The following is a 16009-nucleotide window of genomic DNA, read 5'->3' as shown; positions in this document are numbered from 1 at the left end:
GAGGCGCGGCACGGAGAAAGGATTCAGCCCACGTCGCCCTCGTGTTCGGTCCACTAGCGGGACGACAACCCGAACCGGACGGCGGCGTCCGGGAACCGGACAGTGGAGGCAGCCGTCCGAAGTAGTCGAGCGACAGAACGACCACGGCTGCCGAATCGGCAACATTTCTGTCATGGGGATTTTCGGGAGAGGGCCGAGTCGGTGACCATTGCCGATCGAGACAACACCGTCACCACGATCACCACTTGATGACCTCATTCCGGTGACCGGGCCGCGGTATTCCTTGCCGACGCCGGTCGCCCTGCGACGGGATCGGGGGTTCGGCCCTGCCGCCGACGGATGGACACGGCTGTCGCCGCCCCTCAGGCTCGCGCGTAGTCGAGTTCGGCTTCCGTCTTTTCCGGGGCCGGCGCGCGGTCACCGTGGCGCAGATACGGGGACCTCAGCGCCGGGGCGATCGCGACGACCGCCAGAATCGCCAGCACGACGCCCAGTACCAGTGGCGCACGCAGGCCGAACGCGGGCACCAGGCTCGAACCGACGGCCGAACCGATGATGACGCCGAGCGTGATGAAGGATGTGTGCACCGTGTTCACCACCACGCCGGTGCCGCCCGCGCGCTGGACCCGGACCGCCATGGCCGGGTTCATCGTCACGCCGACCAGTCCGATGCCGAGCATGAACAGTACCGCCGGCGGCCGGGAGCCGGCACAGACGGCGAAACCGGCCAGGAACACGATATTCAGCAGGGTGCCGATCAGGAGTGTGGCGACCGTGTGCCGATCCGCCAGGCGTCCCACGATCGCGTTACCCACCACCGTCGCGGCACCGTAGGCGAGCAGTAGCAGCGGGACCGCGCCCTCCCCGAATCCGGTGAGCCGGGTGAGAACCGGGGCGAGGAAGCTGAAAACGGAGAAGGTCGCGCCGATGATCAGGGTGCTGGAGAGCAGCGCGAGGACCAGCTGGGGGCGCCGCAGCGCCCGTAGTTCGGCGGCCGGTGAAGGTGCCGGATCGTCCTCGGTGACGGCAGGGCGGTCGGGTTCCCGGACGAAGGCCAGGGTGAGTGCCGCCGCGACCGCGGTCAGGATGGCCACCGCCCAGAACGCGGCCTGCCAGCCGAACCGGCCGCCGATAAAGGTGGCCAGCGGTAATCCGAGCAGCGTGCCCAGCATGAGCCCGCTCATCGCGACGGATACGGCCCGGCCACGGAACTGTGTGTCGACGAGCCGCAGGGCGAGTGAGATCGCCAGGCCGAAGAATGCCTGCGCGGCGATTCCGGTCACCACGCGAGCCACGAGCATCACCGGATACGAGGGGGCCAGCGCGGCCAGGAGATTCCCGCTGAAGAAGATCGCGAAGACGACCATGAGCGCGGGCCTCGGCGGTATGCGCAGCAGGGTCAGCACGAGAAGGGGTCCGCCCAGTGCCATGGCGGCGGCGAATACCGTGACGAGATAACCGATCTGCGCCAGTCCGGTGTGCAGGCTCTCGGCGAGCTGCGGCATGAGTCCGGCGACGGCGAATTCGCTGGTGACCATGGCGAAAATACCCACGGCCAGCACGTAGACCGCGATCGGCACCACCGGGGTGCGGGCGGACGACGGAGTCGGTATCACAACAATCTCCCAATTTGTAACGAACGTTCTAAAATTCGGGCAGGGGCGGTGCGGACTCGACGAGCAATCCTCACGGGGGGATGCGACTCACCGGCGCCGGAAGAGTCGGCGACTCATTTTGTAACGAACGGTTCAAAACATGCGCATCCGAAAATCCCGATCGCCTCATCCGATTCAGCCGCCCGCCCGGCCCGGTCGCAGCGCACGCACCGCCGCCGCGACGATCTCGTCGCACCACGGGGCGGCGACCCGGCCCTGCGACGAGACCCGCAGACCCGCGACAGCGGAATTCACAAAGGCCGCAAGCCCTTCGGCGGACACACTCGTGGTGACCTCACCCGTCGACTGCCCCATCCGCAGCACCGCGGCCAGCAGCGCCAGGCGCGCGGTCGTATCCCGGCCGATCCGTTCGACACTCCCCACGTGATCGGGGTCGTCGGCCAGTTCGGTCACCGTGTTCACCGCGAGACATCCGCGCGGAGCGCCGGACGCCGCCCGCTCCGCTTCTTCGTCCACGACCGCCCGGAGCATCATCTCGATCCGTTCGATCACCCCGCGATCGGAATCGCCGATCATCTCCTCGGTGCGTGCCAGCGTCCGGCCCAGATATGCCTCGAGGCACACTGCGAACAATTCATCCTTGCTGCCGAAGGTGTTGTAGAGGCTGCTGCGCCCCAGACCTGTTGCACGGCATAGATCTTCGGCAGAGGTGGCATGCAATCCGGCGCGCCGGAACTGACGTGTCGCGGCGTCGACGACCTGTTCCCGATCGAAGCTGCGAGGGCGTGCCATGCGCTCACCGTAACTCATTATGTAACGAACTGTCCATAACCGACCCGGCGGCAGCCTTGCCCCGAAAGGCTGGACATCGGCCGTTACCCGGCGCGGCGCGGTTGGCGATCACGGGTCGATGAGCAAGGTCACGCTGTCGACCGAACTACCGATCCCCGCCCGGGACGCCTGTCCGCCGGCGCAGCTCCCGGAACTGTTCGCATACGTCGTCGCACCGCTGCTCCGCGGGTTTTTCCCGACGAGATCGAACCGGGCGCCACCGGCTCGGCACGGTGGTGGTGGTTCGGCGTGATTGCGAGAGGTCGAGTCCGAGGACGGATGGCGCGGACCGGGCATCCGGCTGTTCGTGCGGCTCGTGTTCCGGCACCTTCAGCGCCGCCGGCGGGAACACCGGCCGTCGCCGCGACCAGATGAACAGGCCCGCACCGGCCCTGACGGCCGGAGCGATCCCCTCCAGCGAAAACGAGTTCAGCCGACCTCGCGGCGCAACCAGGTGACCTCGGCGCCCTCACTGCCGGTCCGATAGACCTCGAGATCGGCGTCCCACGCAGTGCCCAGGGCTCGATCGAGCTCGCCCGCCAGATCGAAGCTCGAATGCCGGCCCAGTTCTCGATCGGCCCGGAGCAGGACCCGCAGCCGCATCTCGCCGACCATCACATCACCGTTGGCACTGGTGGAACCGTGCCACAGGCCCAGGGCAGGCACGAAACTGTAGCGCTCACCGTCGACACCCTCGCTGGGATCCTCGGTCACCTCGAAGCGCAGCACCGGCCAGGAGCGTAGCGACTGCGCGATACGGGACGCGGTACCGGCCGGGCCCACCCAATCGGTCGTCGCGCGCAGCTGGCCGGGCGCCGCGGGCTGAGCGGTCCAGCGCAGACAGGCGGGGACACCGAGCGCGTCCGCGAGGGCCCACTCGATATGCGGGCACAGCGCGGTGGGCGACGAGTGGATGTACACCACACCCGCCGTTGCCTCCGCGTATCGGGACGATGCGCGCACCACGTACACCTCCGGTTTCGACGATTCTCGTCTTCCCCAACGGTCCGTCGAAAAGGCGTTGCCCGAGTGTACTCGAGTGCTCGGTGTTACACGTGTTACTTCTCTGCCGTGTTGCGCGCGAGCGTCGTCTCCGCAATGACCGAATCGCTGAACGGAGGCCATACTTCACGCGACCAGTCACCGAAATTCTCGTCGCTCAAGGCCGCACAGGCCACGTCGTGGCGCGGGTCCACCCACAGGAATGTCCCCGATTGGCCGAAATGACCGAACGTCGCGGGCGAGTTGGTGGTGCCGGTCCAGTGCGGCGATTTACCGTCTCTGATCTCGAAGCCCAGGCCCCAGTCGTTGGGCCGTTGCGAACCGAAGCCCGGCAGGACACCGTTGCTGCCCGGAAACTGGACGGTGGTGGCCTCGGCGAGAGTCTGTGCCGAGATCAGTCGTGGTTCGAGGAGTTCGCCGGCGAAACGCAGCAGATCGGCGAGGGTGGACTGGGCACCGTGCCCGGCCGACCCGGCCAGCTCCGAATCGGACATACCCAGCGGTTCGAATACGGCCTCGCGGAGGTATTCCGGAAACGGGATACCGGCCTGCTCGGTGACAGCATCGGCCAGCAGTTCGAACCCCGCACTCGAATAGATCCGCTTGGCGCCGGGGCGGGCGAGGATATCGGTGGTATCGAAGGCCACACCGGAGGTGTGGGCGAGCAGATGACGGACGGTCGAACCGGGCGGTCCGGCAGGCTGATCGAGCTCGATCGCCCCCTCTTCCACGGCCACCAGCACCGCGTACGCGACCAGGGGTTTGGTGACCGAGGCGAGCCGGTAGACCCGATCGGGTTCGCCGGCCGACCACCGGCCGTCCCGGGTGACCACACCCGCCGACGCATGCCGGACCGGCCATTGCTGGATCTGCTCGAGTGCGCGCACACCCCGAGGTTACGAGACGGAACCGGTCCCACGGAATCCGCCCGGCAGGGGTTCGTGCGGGCCGGCTCGCCACCCGGCCCCGGATCCGCCGGAAACACGCTGCCGCGGCGCGGAAGAGCGCCACCGGCCGGCGGAAATCCGAGGCGCCGGCGTGCCGCGTTCGGCCGGATACCGGCCGGTGCCGGCGGGCCGGGAAACATCCGGCCCGCCGGGGGCACACCGCCCATCCGCCGGTGACCCGGCGGGGCGATATCAGCGATCCGCGTCCGTGTACTTGATGATGCCGCGGATGTTCTTGCCGTCGAGCATGTCCTTGTAGCCCTGGTTCACATCCTCCAGGGAGTAGCTGCGGGTGACCATATCGTCCAGGTTCAGCTGACCCGCCTTGTACAGCGAGAGCAGCCGCGGGATGTCCTGGCGGGCATTGCCGCCGCCGAAGATGCAGCCCTTGACCGTCTTCTGGAGCATGGACAGCAGGAAGCTGTTCAGCTTCACGTCGAAGGAGTCCATCCGGCCCATCGAGGTGACGACCAGCGTTCCGGCCTTCGCGGTGAGGATCAGGCCCTCTTCGATGTACTCGCCCTGCATCTCCCCCATGGTGAGGATGACCTTGTCGGCCATCCGGCCCTCGGTGGCCTCCATCAACGGCACGATGGCGTCGGCCATGCTGCTGTAGGTGTGGGTGGCTCCGAACTTCTTGGCCTGTTCCAGCTTCCACGGGTTCGGGTCGATCGCGACGACCTTCTGCGCACCGGACAGCACCGCGCCCTGCAGCGCGCTCATCCCGACACCACCGATGCCGACGATGGCCGCCGTATCGCCGGGGCCGATATTGCCCACATGGGTGGAGGAACCGAAACCGGTGGGCACCCCGCAGCCCACCAGGCAGGCGACCTCGAACGGGATCTCGGGATCGATCTTGACCACCGAGCTGTAGTGCACCGTCATATACGGCGAGAACGTCCCGAGCAGGCACATCGGGATGACGTCCTTACCGCGGGCCTGGATGCGGTAGCTGCCGTCGCTGATGGACTGCCCGGAGAGCAGGCCCATACCGAGATCGCACAGGGCCATATGGCCCGCCACACAGGACGGACAGCGGCCGCAGGCGGGGATGAACGACAGCACCACGTGATCGCCGACGGCGAGATCGGGCGGGGTGCCGGGGCCCAGCTTGGTGATGACGCCCGCGCCTTCGTGTCCGCCCATGGCCGGGAACGACGGCATCGGGGTGGCACCGGTGACCATATGGTGGTCCGAATGGCACATTCCGGCGGTTTCCAGCTGGATCTGTACCTCACCGGCGCGGGGATCGCCGAGTTCGATTTCCTCGACCGACCACGGTTCGTCGATCCCCCAGAGGATCGCGCCCTTCGTCTTCATTCGTGTCCGACCTCTCGCATGCGCGGGCTTTCATGTGACAGCCTCCACAGTACGATACGAACTGGAACACGTTCTAGTGGTTTGGAGAAGATTTTCCGGGGAGAACTGGTCGATCGACCATTCCGGCGCGGCCGGCGGTATCGATCCACCACCGACCGCATCCCGGAGAGCTCCCGAATCGTCCGCTTCCACTGCCGATGCTCCCCGCGCGCCGGTCCCCGCCGATGAGTCGGGAGATACGACCGGAGCTCACACCGGCGGGTGCGACCCGGCTCCGGAACCGGCCGAAATAATGAAACCTGTTCTCACTCCATGAGTCCGCGCGCCCGCGCGAAGAGCTCCAGCGTGTTGGCGTGCAGGAAATCGCCGACCTTCTTCGGTGCCTTACCCGCGAAGGACCGCGCGTAGGTGCCCTCCAGCACTATGCCGAGCTTGAAGCAGGCCAGCACGGTGTACCAGGTGACCGCGCTCAGATCACGGTCGGAGAACTTGCCGTAGTGCTCGATCATCTCCGCACTCGTCGGCAGCGAACCGGCCTCGCCCAGTTTGCCGATCAAGGCCGCTCCGGACGTGCCCGGTTCCGGCCGGGTCGCGATCTGCCAGCCGAGGTCCAGCAGCGGATCACCGATCGTCGACATCTCCCAGTCGACCAGCGCCGCGACCTCGGGCCGCTCGTAGGAGAACATGATGTTCGCGAGATGACAGTCGCCGTGCAGGATGCCTGGAGTCCATTCGGCCGGGCGATGCCGCTCCAGCCAGTCCGCCACCGCGTCGAGACCGGGAATCTGCGGGCCGGGGTACCCCTCGTTCGCCGAATACGACTCGAGTTCGTGCATCCAGCGGCCGACCTGGCGTTCCAGAAAACCCTCCGGCTTGCCGTAGTCGTCCAGGCCCAGGGCCCGGTAGTCCAGCGCGCCCAGCCGGGCGATGGCTTCGACCGCCGACAACCCCATCTGCCGCCGGGCCTCGGGGTCCTCGGCGAAGGGCGCGGGTAGTTCGGTCTGCGGATTGAACCCCTCGATCGGCTCCATCAGGTAGAAGACCGCACCCAGTATCGACTCGTCCAGTTCGGCGGCGATCACCCGCGGCGCGCGGACGTCGGTATCGGCCAGCGCGCCCAGCAGCCGCGCCTCACGACGGATCACCTCGTTGCTCTTGGGCCGCAGATGCGCGGGACCACGGCGCAGCACATAGTCGCGCCCGCCCCGGGTGAAACGCAGCATGATGTTCTGCGTTCCGCCGCCCAGCGCCTTCACCCCCTGGAACTCACCGCCGGTGAGCCCCCGCTCGTCCATCCAATTTCCGACCACGGTGAAGTCGACGTGCTCACGATCCACGCCTACCGGCTGCGCAACAGACATGCCTGACATTGTGCCCCACCCGCCCGGACAAACTGCAGGCAACCGACAACAGTTCGATGCCCGGCCGCGGCGTAGGGTTCGGACCACGATGTCTTCCGTTGTGACCCTCCAGCACCGTGTACTCGAGCGGGCCGTGGACACCGAAGCGGCCTTCCTGCGGCTGTACGGTACCTCGGCGACCGCCTTCTGGCTCGACAGCGAGCATGTGGAACCGGGGCTGGACCGGTTCTCCTTCCTCGGCGACGCCGCCGGGCCGCTGGGCGAGGTGGTGCGCTACCGGGTCGGCAGCGGCGCGGTCACCGTGCGCACCGGCGACGGCCGGGTCCGCCGGGAACCGGGCACGATCCTGGACTACCTGGCGGCGGCCCTGCGCACCCGGTCCGTGGCGCTACCGGAGGCCCTGCCGTTCGATTTCGCGGGCGGCTACGTCGGATACCTGGGCTACGAGGTCAAGGCGGACTGCGGCGGGTCCGCCGCGCACCGGGCTCCGGCCCCCGATGCCCAGTGGATCTTCGCGGACCGGGTGGTGGTGGTCGACCATCTCGCCGGACGCACCCATCTGCTGGCACTGGCCGGCACCGATCCGTCCGGAGCATCGGGCGAGGACGCCGCCCACACCTGGCTGCGCACCACCGCGGCGGTGCTGGAGACCCTGCCCACCTGGTCGAACCCGCCCCCGGTCACCGGCGAGCAGGACACCACCGGCCTCGCGGACCATCTGGTCCGGGGCCGGACCCGCTATCTGCGCGATATCGCCGACTGCCACAGCGCACTGCGGTCGGGCGAATCCTACGAGATCACCCTCACCGACCAGCTCACCTTTCCCGCCGCCACGGCGGGACTCGACGTCTACCGGACGCTGCGCCGGGCCAACCCCGCCCCCTATTCGGCCTACCTGCGGTTCGGCGATCTGGAGATCGCCTGCTCCTCCCCCGAACGTTTCCTGAAGATCGACCGGAACCGCGTCGTCGAGACCAAACCGATCAAGGGCACCGCCCGCCGCGACCCCGATCCGGTCGTGGACGAGCGATTGCGCCGTGCGCTCACCGAGGACGCGAAGACCCGGGCCGAGAACGTGATGATCGTGGATCTGCTGCGCAACGATCTCGGCCGCGTCTGTGAGATCGGCAGCGTCCGGGTTCACGAACTGCTGGTCACCGAAACCTATTCGACCCTGCACCAGCTGGTCTCGACCGTCCGCGGCACGCTGCGCCCCGAGACCGGCGTCGTCGACTGCCTGCGCGCCTGCTTCCCCGGAGGCTCCATGACCGGGGCACCCAAGATCCGCACCATGCAGATCATCGACGCGCTCGAGACCCGGGCGCGCGGGGTGTACTCGGGGACGATCGGATTCCTCGGGCTCGGCGGCACCGCCGATCTCAATATCGTCATCCGTACGGCGGTGCGCTACGGCGGACGCTGGCAGATCGGCGCCGGCGGTGCGATCGTGCTGGATTCGGTGGCCGAAGCGGAATACGAGGAGATGCTGCTCAAGGCCGCCGCGGTATACCGGGCGCTGGCAGCTGAACCGGCCGTCGCGGCCGCGCGATCCACGGCGGTCCCGGCGGCCGGTTGACCACCCGGGTGAGAAGTCCTGCGGCCCAGGAGAAACGACCGACCCGATCCCGCGAACAGCGCGACAATGGAGCGATGGCACAGCTCTGGGTGAAAACACATGGTGGGGACTGGCTTCGGGCCGACCAGATCATCGAGATCGGCACCGAATCGGCGCGGGAACGCGGTCCGAACGACGGTGCGGGCGCAGTGGAGGTGGTGGCCCGGCTGGCGGTGACGACCGGCAGCGGACAATGGGACTACGACCGGGGCAGCGGCACCGTCGGACCCAGTGTCCGGGTGCTGGGCCGCTACCCCGGCGCGGAGACCGCCGAACGGATCGCGGATCAACTGGTGCTCATCCTGCTCAGCGCGAACAAGAACGCGCAGATCACCTTCGACGACGAGGAGGTCCGGGTCCGGCCGGCGCACGACCGCACCGGCCCGGACGCTCCCTACAACGGCCGGGCACTCGATACGGCCTGACGAGCTCAGGACCTGCGCCGGGACCGCTTCTTCGGTTCGGGTTCGGGTTCGGGGGGTTCGGGCGCGCCGAGACCGGCCATCCGGCCGAGCCGGCCGACGCCGGGCAGTCGCGACAACGCGCCGAACAGATCCTCGCCCAGCGCGATCAGGGCCTCCAGTCGCGGCAGCAGCCGGTCGTAGGCGGCGAACGCGGGGTCGGCGAGGGCAAGAGTGCGGTCGAGCCGGTCGATGGTGGCATTGAGCCGGTCGACCGCGGTGGTCAGATTGTCGATCACATCGGGCAGTTGCGCCGCGAGCTGTGCCGAGGCGGGCGGCAACCGGACCGCCGCGTCGAACGCCTGCCCGGCGGTGAGCTGAGCGGCTTCGAGGGCTTGGCCGGCCGCGGACTGCGCGGCGTCGACCGCGGACTGCGCGGCCGCGAGTACATCGGCGGGGGTGGGCACTCGCCGGGATCCCGGCTTCTTGTCCCCCGGCTGCCCCGGATCGGTCATGTGCACAACTCTGCCGCATCTCCCCCGAAAACCGCTACGACCAGCACATCTGCGGGCGTGTCGGCACTACGTGGCATAGTTCGACGGCGATGGAACTGAGCAAGGGCGCCAATACGCCGATCCCGACATCCCTTCTGGCCGTGGTGATCTCCTGGCGGTCGGACCATGTGGTGGACGCGCATGCCCTGTTGCTGGGCAGTGACGGGTCGGTGCGCGGCGATCGGGATCTGGTCTTCTACAACGCACCCCGCCACATCTCCCAGGCCGTCACGCTCGACCAGGACCCGGATCCGGGCACGGCCCGGCTGAGCGTATCGCTCCCGCGGACCGAGGCCGAGGTGGACCGCATCGTGGTGTCGGGCTCGGTGGAAGGTGCGACCTTCCCGGAGCTGAACGGGCTCACACTCACCGTTTTCGCGGTCGACGGCCCGGTCGCGGTGTTCACGGTCGACGATTCGGAATCGGTTTCGGCCATGATGTTCGGCGAGTTCTACCGCCGTGACGACGGTTGGCGGTTCCGGGCCGTCGGACAGGGCTGGGCCGCCGGGATGGCGGGTCTGGTGACCGAGTTCGGAATCCAGGTCGACGACGGCCCCGGCCGGACGACACCCCCACGCCGTGGCGCCGATCCCGGAACGAGTTCGTCGCGAACTCCCGCCGCGGCGGCCGCGGACCGGCCTGCCGCATCCGGAGCCGACCCCGCGGACCTGCGGACCGCTGTCCTCGACCGGCCCGCCGCCGGTGATCGCCGCGCCGCCACAGCGACCGATGACCCGCACCGCCCCGGGACCCGGCCACCCGCCGCCCCCGGCACCCCGGACCGGACCACCGCACGCCCGAACGGCACGACCCGCGCGCCCGCCGCGGCGCATCCCGGCAACGCCCGCTACCGCCTCGACGAAACCCCGGATGCCACGGCTCCCGCCGCACCCTGGGACCGCTTCGCCGAGCCGCAGCCCACCCGGCAACTCCCCGGCACGGTGACACTGCGCCGGCTCGCCACCACCGAACCGGTGCGTCTGCCCGCACCCCCGGATCCCGCCCGCGCCGACTGGTATCGCGACCCCGAGGATCCCCTGCGACTGCGCTGGTGGGACGGCGAGCAATGGACCGCCGAACGGCGTCCGGCCGGACGGCCGGACGCCCACGAGTGCGAGCGCTGCGGCGCGCGCCGCCGTCGCCGGGTCTTCGGCGGACATCATCGGTGTACCGCCTGTGCCACCGAGACCGAGGAATTCCTCATCCACTGGCATACCCGGGCCGCCCGGTTGCTCGCCACCTCCGGACCGCGGGGCCCGGAATGGGAGGATTTGTGGGCTTCGCTGCGCTACCAGCGCATCGATGCGGCCGCGGCGCGTGCCGCACTGGAACCGGCGGCGCGGCAATATGTGGAACGACGGGTCGCGTTCGCCTTCGCCGACGGACAGATCTCGGCCGCGGAATACGACGATGTGGAGTACGCGATCACCGATCTCGGCCTGGCCGGGCCGCTGATCGACGAGCTGCGGTCGCGGATGGGCCGGGGGCGGGCGCTGTCCCGGCTGCGGGAGGGTGATCTACCCGCGATCGCGACCCCGGATCTACATCTGGACGCCGAGGAACTGGTCTACCTGGATATCGCCGCGACCCATATCCGGGAGCTGGCCCGCGGGCCCAAGCACACCGAGGGCCGGTTGATCGTGAGCACCAAGAAGTTGCGTTTCGTGGGTGCGGGCGCGGGGGTCGAACTGCCGTGGTCCCGGATCGTCTCGGTGGCGGCCGAATACGACACCGTGGTGGTCGCGGCCACCTCGGCGCGTGGCGGCGCGATCTTCGCCGTGGCCGACCCGGAATACCTCGCGGCCGCGCTGGAGGGGGCACTGCGTATCGCCAAACGCCTCGTCCTGGCACCGGGCCAGCGCGATTCGCGCAGTATCTCCCAAGAAGTGAAGGCGGAGGTGTGGCAGCGCGACGGCGGCCGCTGCGTGGAATGCGGGGACAGCCACTATCTGGAATTCGATCATGTGATCCCGCTCAGCCGCGGCGGCGCCACCAGCGCCGCGAACCTGCAGATCCTGTGCCGCGGCTGCAATCGGGCCAAGGGCGCCAATATCTGAGCCCGGGCCACGGGCCCGGTCCTGGACCGGCCGAGGTACGCGGTGACCGGTCTAGGGCACCAGCGGTGGTGGAAACCAATTACCGTCCAGCACCCTCGGCTCCGGATCGTATACCCGCAGGACCAGGGAGAACTGGCCCTGCTCCGGAATCGGCAGCCAATTGGATCGGGGTACTCCGGGGCCGGGGTCGGCAGCCTGAACCGCGAACTCCAGCGCTCCGTCCGGCGCGAATTCCGGCGCCACGGTATGACCCACTGTCTGGATACCGGCGGGGTTCTGCACGAGGAAGCCCTCGGCCCCGTACGCGGTGAGCGACCAGAAGGTCTGTGTCGGTGGCGCCTGCCCCGGAGGGAACCGCAGCGTGAACTCCAGGGGCACACCGCTGTCGTCGGCCTGCTCGAACAGCGCCGGATACACCACGGCCTCGGCCACATTCGCGCCGACTCCCCGCTCCGCGGTCGAAGCCCGCAACAGGTAGTCGGTGCCGTACCGGCCGAGGCGCATATCCAGAAGCCAGCCGTCGCGCATGACGGTACCGGGGTCGACATAGGCGGCCAACTTCTTCTTCGCCGCGTCGACTCCCGCGTCGAGTTCACCGGTGCTCACCCCGTCCGGCGAGCCGCCGGGACGAATTCCGATGGTGCCGAACCGGCGCATGGCGGGTTCGTCGGCGGGAGCCGGCGGGTTGTCCTCCATCAGCTCGCACAGCTTCTCGAAATACGCGCGGGACGACATCTGCGCGACCGGGTCCTGCCCCACCGATTCCGACCAGTCGCCCGGATCCGGAATGGTCTCGGATTCGGTGGCCGCCCGCGTGTTCCATGCGCTCAGTGGGGCGAGCCGCAGCTGCGCCTGGATATCGCGTACCGCCCGCACATCCGCCGATCCCCGCACCTCGATCCGCCCGTACAGCCAGGCATCGCGAGTGGGCACCGGCAGTTCCACCACGCCGGGCGGCAAACTCCCGCTCCATTCGGGCCCGGTCACCGCGTAGGTGTACGGCGGTTCCGTACCGGGCGGGGCCTCCGGCGCCAGATTGCGTGGCGTGTGGGCGGTATTGGACCAGGCGTCGAGCACCTGCATCACCCAGCGCCGGTCCCGGATATCGGGCACTGCGAAGAGCACGGGTTCCTTGCGCAGATCCAGCCATGCCACCGAGTACAGGTTGTCCAGGTCCACCCGGACGACACTGCGTTGACTCGCATCCGGTATTCCCGAACTGTGCTGGAAACGGTTGACCGCGACAGCGCGCAGGGCCCGGGTGCGAATGGCATCGATGAGGATCATCGGGTAGCCGAAGACGTACGCGTCGGCGGCCACCTCACGCCGGTCGGCGGGTGAGCCGGACGGCTCGATCCGGCTTCCGGATTCGCTACCCCCGCAGGCCGTCAGTCCGGTGACCGCGATCAGGCCGAGCAGCGAACGCCGGGTCATTCGCGACGGGTCGGCCACCGGTGGGTCCGTGGTGTCCGGAGCTACCGCGGCGGGCACATCGCGCATCGACATTCTCCCTGCTCATCGCTGTCGGAAGGACTGCCAGCAGGATACGCGGAGATAGCTGAATCGTAGCGGACGCGCGGACGGCGCGGCCGCTCTCAGATGGACAGGACGGTGTTCATGATGGTACCGGCACTGGTGGCGACGACACCGCCGATCATCGCCGAGGCCACCATCTTCGGCGATTCCATACCGCCGCCCGACCACTTCTCCCAGGCGAATTTGGCGCCCGCGAAAATAATGCTGATCGTGCCCGACAGAATGGCCAGCCAGGTACCGTACCGGAGGAACTGATCGATCTTGTCCGCCAACGGCGGCCGCTCCGGAGTGGGGTCGCTGACCTGTGCGTATACCGATACTGCGTCAAAGACCGACGCCGCAATGCTGCTCACCGTCTGCTCCCTCGCCGATGCCGTGCGGGCCCACGGCCCCGCCTCCATCATCCAGACCGGCACCCGCACAGCGCAAGTTCTTGCCGCGCAGCGACTTTCACGCTATAACCGCTGGTGACCAGAAGACCTACCCCGACCTGGGATTACTGCGATCGACCCGGCGAGCGGTTACGATGCGTTAGCGTTCCCGCCCACCCCGAAACAAGAGTGAGCTGCGAGATGATACTGGCCGCCGTGACCGACACGCTTGCGCAAATCGGTAACCCCACACCCGAAGCACCCCCCATCTCGGACAAATTCCTGCAACTGGTCAGGTATCTCACCTGGTTCGTGTTGCTCGCCGGAATCTGCGCGATCATCTACGCCGGCGGCAAGTTCGCCTGGGAGAAATGGTCCGGCGGCGGTCTGGAATCCCCGAAGATGGTGGCCGGAGCCATGATCGGCGGCGTCATCGCCACCAGCGCCGGTACCATCATGAACGCCGTGATCGGCTGATCCGGCGCCGCGGTCCGCACCGTGCTGGTCGGCCCCCGGTCGCCGGGCATCCTCAGCGCAGCAACGACTCGATCAGATCGACAGCGCGCATCGTGCCGCCCTCGCCGCGCGCATCGGCGCGCAACCGCGCGGACCGCTCGGCCACCGCGGCGTCACCGGCGAGATCGACCAGAGCCGCCCGCAGGTTCTCGGGAGTGGCCTCGCTGGTATCGATACGACGGGCCACACCCAGTTCCACCAGCCGATCGGCATTGAGGAACTGTTCGGCCGCCTGCGGTACCGCGATCATCGGGACACCCGCCAGCAGGCCTTCGCCACACCCGCCCATCCCGGCGTGTGTGAGGAAGACGTCCGCCTGTTCCAGGATGGCCCGCTGCGGGACCCAGGAGTGCACTTCGACATTGGCCGGGACGGCACCGAGTTCTTCCGGGTCGGTGTGTTTTCCGATCTGCAGGACGATATGCCAGCCCGGCAGGTCACCGTAGGCGCGCAGGCACTGCCGGTAGAACTCCGGCCGGTGGGTGTAGGCCGAGCCCAGCGAGATCAACAGGACATTGTCCGCCGTGGCCGGGCGGGCCCAACTGCCCTCGGGACCGTCCGGGCCGAAGCACGGTCCGACAAAGGTCACCTTCGCGGTGTCGACCCGGTCGGCGTGCGGTTGCATCGCCCGCGGTATCAGGGCCAGCGCTCGGCCGGGCAGACCGGAGAAGGCGTCCACATCGGTGGTCACCGCACCGCATTCGGCGAGCCACCCGGCGAATTTCGCCCGGTGGGCGTCGGCGCCCGGCAGTTGCCGCAGCTGCGCCGCGACCTCCTGCTCGTAGCCGTCCCAGCCCACGAAGGTCGGAGACACCTGGAGCACCGGACGCCCCTGCGCCTCGGCGAGAGCCCGCGCGGCATACGCCCCGATGTCGTACATATAAAGGTCGGCCGGGTCGTCCCGGTAGGCGGCGGACAGTTGCGGCAGGGCGGCGACGGCATCGTCGAGGAAGAGGTCCATCGTGGCGATCGGGTCGTCGGGCCAATCGTTGTCGGCGACCGGCAGACCGGAGACACAGGGCACGAATTCGGCACCGGTGGCGGTGAGCAGATCGGCCACGACCGGATCGTTGGCGCAGGTCACACGGTGGCCCCGGGCGACCAGTTCGGCGATGATCGGCAGACTCGGCAACACATGACTGACGATCGGGATACCGGCCATCGCGATATGGGCAGGGTGGGAAGGCATGGTGGTTCCACTCATTTCAGGTCGGCGGCGGCGGTTTCGAGGTCGGCGATACTGCCCGACATGACCGCGCGCACATGGTCGGTGATGTGTTCGACGGGCCAGTCCCACCAGGCCACGGCCAGCAACCGGGCGATATCGGGCTCGTCGTAGCGGGACCGGATCAGCCGGGCCGGATTTCCGCCGACGATCCCGTAATCCGGAACATCGCGGGTGACCACGGAACCGGCCGCGACGATCGCGCCGTGGCCGATCCGTACCCCGGGCAGCACCGTCACCCCGTTACCGAGCCAGACATCGTTGCCGACGACGGTGTCGCCGCGGTTCGGCAAGTCGGTGAGCAGGTCGATATGGCGGGACCACGCGCCGCCCATGGTCGGGAACGGGAAGGTCGAGGGGCCGTCCATGCGATGGTTGGCGCCGTTCATGATGAACCGCACGCCGGTCGCCAACGCGCAGAACTTCCCGATGATCAGTTTCTCCGGGCCGTAGTGGTAGAGGACATTGCGGGTTTCGAACGCGGTGGGATCGTCCGGGTCGTCGTAGTAGGAGAACTCGCCGGCCTCGATCAGGGGCGAGGTGAGCAGCGGTTTCAACAGCACCACGCGCGGCTGCCCGGGCATGGGGTGCAGTACGGACGGGTCGGTGGGCAGCGGGTCGGTTCTTTCGGGCACAGCGGAACTCCTTCGGTGA

16 protein-coding genes are annotated in these 16009 nt (G+C 68.4%); 5 read left to right on the top strand and 11 right to left on the bottom strand.

The annotated features are described in order from the left end of the window. Window positions 1-362: 362 nt before the first annotated feature. Together ACWCPQ_RS09080 and ACWCPQ_RS09075 are read right to left on the bottom strand one after the other, a co-directional pair. A complete protein-coding gene (locus tag ACWCPQ_RS09080) occupies window positions 363-1616 on the bottom strand; it encodes an MFS transporter (RefSeq protein WP_449896454.1) in 1254 nt (417 codons plus the stop codon). A gap of 174 nt (window positions 1617-1790) precedes the next feature. Continuing rightward, window positions 1791-2408, bottom strand: a complete 618-nt coding sequence (locus ACWCPQ_RS09075) for a TetR/AcrR family transcriptional regulator (RefSeq protein ID WP_449896452.1) — start codon at window positions 2406-2408, stop codon at window positions 1791-1793. 118 nt (window positions 2409-2526) lie between these two features. Here ACWCPQ_RS09075 and ACWCPQ_RS09070 point away from each other — a divergent pair, with 118 nt between their 5' ends. Then, the gene (locus ACWCPQ_RS09070) at window positions 2527-2700 is read left to right on the top strand and encodes a hypothetical protein (RefSeq protein ID WP_449896450.1); all 174 of its coding nucleotides are present in this window, start codon (window positions 2527-2529) and stop codon (window positions 2698-2700) included. A 176-nt stretch (window positions 2701-2876) separates the two neighbouring features. Here the strand turns inward: ACWCPQ_RS09070 and ACWCPQ_RS09065 are convergent, their stop codons facing one another. The 4 genes from ACWCPQ_RS09065 to ACWCPQ_RS09050 all read right to left on the bottom strand — a co-directional run bounded on the left by ACWCPQ_RS09065 (window position 2877) and on the right by ACWCPQ_RS09050 (window position 7089). After that, window positions 2877-3410, bottom strand: a complete 534-nt coding sequence (locus ACWCPQ_RS09065) for a DUF3145 domain-containing protein (protein ID WP_449896448.1) — start codon at window positions 3408-3410, stop codon at window positions 2877-2879. A gap of 95 nt (window positions 3411-3505) precedes the next feature. Continuing rightward, entirely contained in the window at window positions 3506-4336 is an 831-nt protein-coding gene (locus tag ACWCPQ_RS09060; protein ID WP_449896446.1) for a serine hydrolase domain-containing protein, read from the bottom strand. A gap of 252 nt (window positions 4337-4588) precedes the next feature. Continuing rightward, window positions 4589-5719, bottom strand: coding sequence for an NDMA-dependent alcohol dehydrogenase (locus tag ACWCPQ_RS09055; RefSeq protein WP_449896444.1), 1131 nt, complete (start codon window positions 5717-5719; stop codon window positions 4589-4591). 305 nt (window positions 5720-6024) lie between these two features. Beyond that, window positions 6025-7089: a phosphotransferase family protein gene (locus tag ACWCPQ_RS09050; RefSeq protein ID WP_449896442.1), complete on the bottom strand. Its 1065-nt coding sequence runs from the start codon at window positions 7087-7089 to the stop codon at window positions 6025-6027. A gap of 79 nt (window positions 7090-7168) precedes the next feature. Between ACWCPQ_RS09050 and pabB the strand changes: the two genes are divergently transcribed. Both pabB and ACWCPQ_RS09040 read left to right on the top strand, forming a co-directional pair. Continuing rightward, window positions 7169-8656 carry an aminodeoxychorismate synthase component I gene (gene pabB / locus ACWCPQ_RS09045; RefSeq protein WP_449896440.1) on the top strand — a complete coding sequence of 496 codons (1488 nt, stop codon included), beginning with the start codon at window positions 7169-7171 and terminating at the stop codon, window positions 8654-8656. Between the two features lie 74 nt (window positions 8657-8730). Continuing rightward, complete coding sequence (locus ACWCPQ_RS09040) at window positions 8731-9120, top strand: hypothetical protein (RefSeq protein WP_449896438.1); 390 nt, start codon at window positions 8731-8733, stop codon at window positions 9118-9120. 5 nt (window positions 9121-9125) lie between these two features. On the opposite strand, the gene ACWCPQ_RS09035 is transcribed toward ACWCPQ_RS09040, so the two are convergent. Then, on the bottom strand, window positions 9126-9611 hold the full coding sequence (locus ACWCPQ_RS09035; protein WP_449896436.1) for a hypothetical protein: 486 nt from the start codon (window positions 9609-9611) through the stop codon (window positions 9126-9128). A gap of 89 nt (window positions 9612-9700) precedes the next feature. On the opposite strand from ACWCPQ_RS09035, the gene ACWCPQ_RS09030 reads away from it, so the two are divergent. Further along, entirely contained in the window at window positions 9701-11707 is a 2007-nt protein-coding gene (locus tag ACWCPQ_RS09030) for a TerD family protein (protein WP_449896434.1), read from the top strand. 51 nt (window positions 11708-11758) lie between these two features. On the opposite strand, the gene ACWCPQ_RS09025 is transcribed toward ACWCPQ_RS09030, so the two are convergent. Both ACWCPQ_RS09025 and ACWCPQ_RS09020 read right to left on the bottom strand, forming a co-directional pair. After that, on the bottom strand, window positions 11759-13207 hold the full coding sequence (locus tag ACWCPQ_RS09025) for a DUF1254 domain-containing protein (RefSeq protein WP_449896432.1): 1449 nt from the start codon (window positions 13205-13207) through the stop codon (window positions 11759-11761). Between the two features lie 95 nt (window positions 13208-13302). Continuing rightward, on the bottom strand, window positions 13303-13596 hold the full coding sequence (locus tag ACWCPQ_RS09020; protein WP_449896430.1) for a hypothetical protein: 294 nt from the start codon (window positions 13594-13596) through the stop codon (window positions 13303-13305). Between the two features lie 219 nt (window positions 13597-13815). Between ACWCPQ_RS09020 and ACWCPQ_RS09015 the strand changes: the two genes are divergently transcribed. Beyond that, entirely contained in the window at window positions 13816-14091 is a 276-nt protein-coding gene (locus ACWCPQ_RS09015; protein ID WP_030524066.1) for a hypothetical protein, read from the top strand. A gap of 52 nt (window positions 14092-14143) precedes the next feature. Here the strand turns inward: ACWCPQ_RS09015 and ACWCPQ_RS09010 are convergent, their stop codons facing one another. Continuing rightward, entirely contained in the window at window positions 14144-15334 is a 1191-nt protein-coding gene (locus ACWCPQ_RS09010) for a macrolide family glycosyltransferase (protein ID WP_449896428.1), read from the bottom strand. Next, window positions 15331-15939 (bottom strand): CatB-related O-acetyltransferase, encoded by a 609-nt coding sequence (locus ACWCPQ_RS09005; RefSeq protein ID WP_449896805.1) that lies wholly within the window; start codon window positions 15937-15939, stop codon window positions 15331-15333. The genes ACWCPQ_RS09010 and ACWCPQ_RS09005 overlap by 4 nt, the downstream gene beginning before the upstream one ends. Window positions 15940-16009 lie beyond the last annotated feature (70 nt).

It is taken from the genome of Nocardia sp. NPDC001965 (genome assembly GCF_053594175.1).
This window is presented reverse-complemented; position numbering and strand designations above follow the sequence as displayed.

Excerpts from the sequence above, each read along its gene's own strand:
- ACWCPQ_RS09075 (WP_449896452.1), bottom strand. The coding sequence starts at position 2,408 with ATGGCACGCCCTCGCAGCTTCGATCGGGAACAGGTCGTCGACGCCGCG.
- ACWCPQ_RS09050 (WP_449896442.1), bottom strand. The coding sequence starts at position 7,089 with ATGTCAGGCATGTCTGTTGCGCAGCCGGTAGGCGTGGATCGTGAGCAC.
- ACWCPQ_RS09040 (WP_449896438.1), top strand. The coding sequence starts at position 8,731 with ATGGCACAGCTCTGGGTGAAAACACATGGTGGGGACTGGCTTCGGGCC.
- ACWCPQ_RS09005 (WP_449896805.1), bottom strand. The coding sequence starts at position 15,939 with ATGCCCGGGCAGCCGCGCGTGGTGCTGTTGAAACCGCTGCTCACCTCG.
- pabB (WP_449896440.1), top strand. The coding sequence starts at position 7,169 with ATGTCTTCCGTTGTGACCCTCCAGCACCGTGTACTCGAGCGGGCCGTG.
- ACWCPQ_RS09035 (WP_449896436.1), bottom strand. The coding sequence starts at position 9,611 with ATGACCGATCCGGGGCAGCCGGGGGACAAGAAGCCGGGATCCCGGCGA.
- ACWCPQ_RS09055 (WP_449896444.1), bottom strand. The coding sequence starts at position 5,719 with ATGAAGACGAAGGGCGCGATCCTCTGGGGGATCGACGAACCGTGGTCG.
- ACWCPQ_RS09070 (WP_449896450.1), top strand. The coding sequence starts at position 2,527 with ATGAGCAAGGTCACGCTGTCGACCGAACTACCGATCCCCGCCCGGGAC.
- ACWCPQ_RS09010 (WP_449896428.1), bottom strand. The coding sequence starts at position 15,334 with ATGAGTGGAACCACCATGCCTTCCCACCCTGCCCATATCGCGATGGCC.
- ACWCPQ_RS09025 (WP_449896432.1), bottom strand. The coding sequence starts at position 13,207 with ATGCGCGATGTGCCCGCCGCGGTAGCTCCGGACACCACGGACCCACCG.
- ACWCPQ_RS09030 (WP_449896434.1), top strand. The coding sequence starts at position 9,701 with ATGGAACTGAGCAAGGGCGCCAATACGCCGATCCCGACATCCCTTCTG.
- ACWCPQ_RS09015 (WP_030524066.1), top strand. The coding sequence starts at position 13,816 with ATGATACTGGCCGCCGTGACCGACACGCTTGCGCAAATCGGTAACCCC.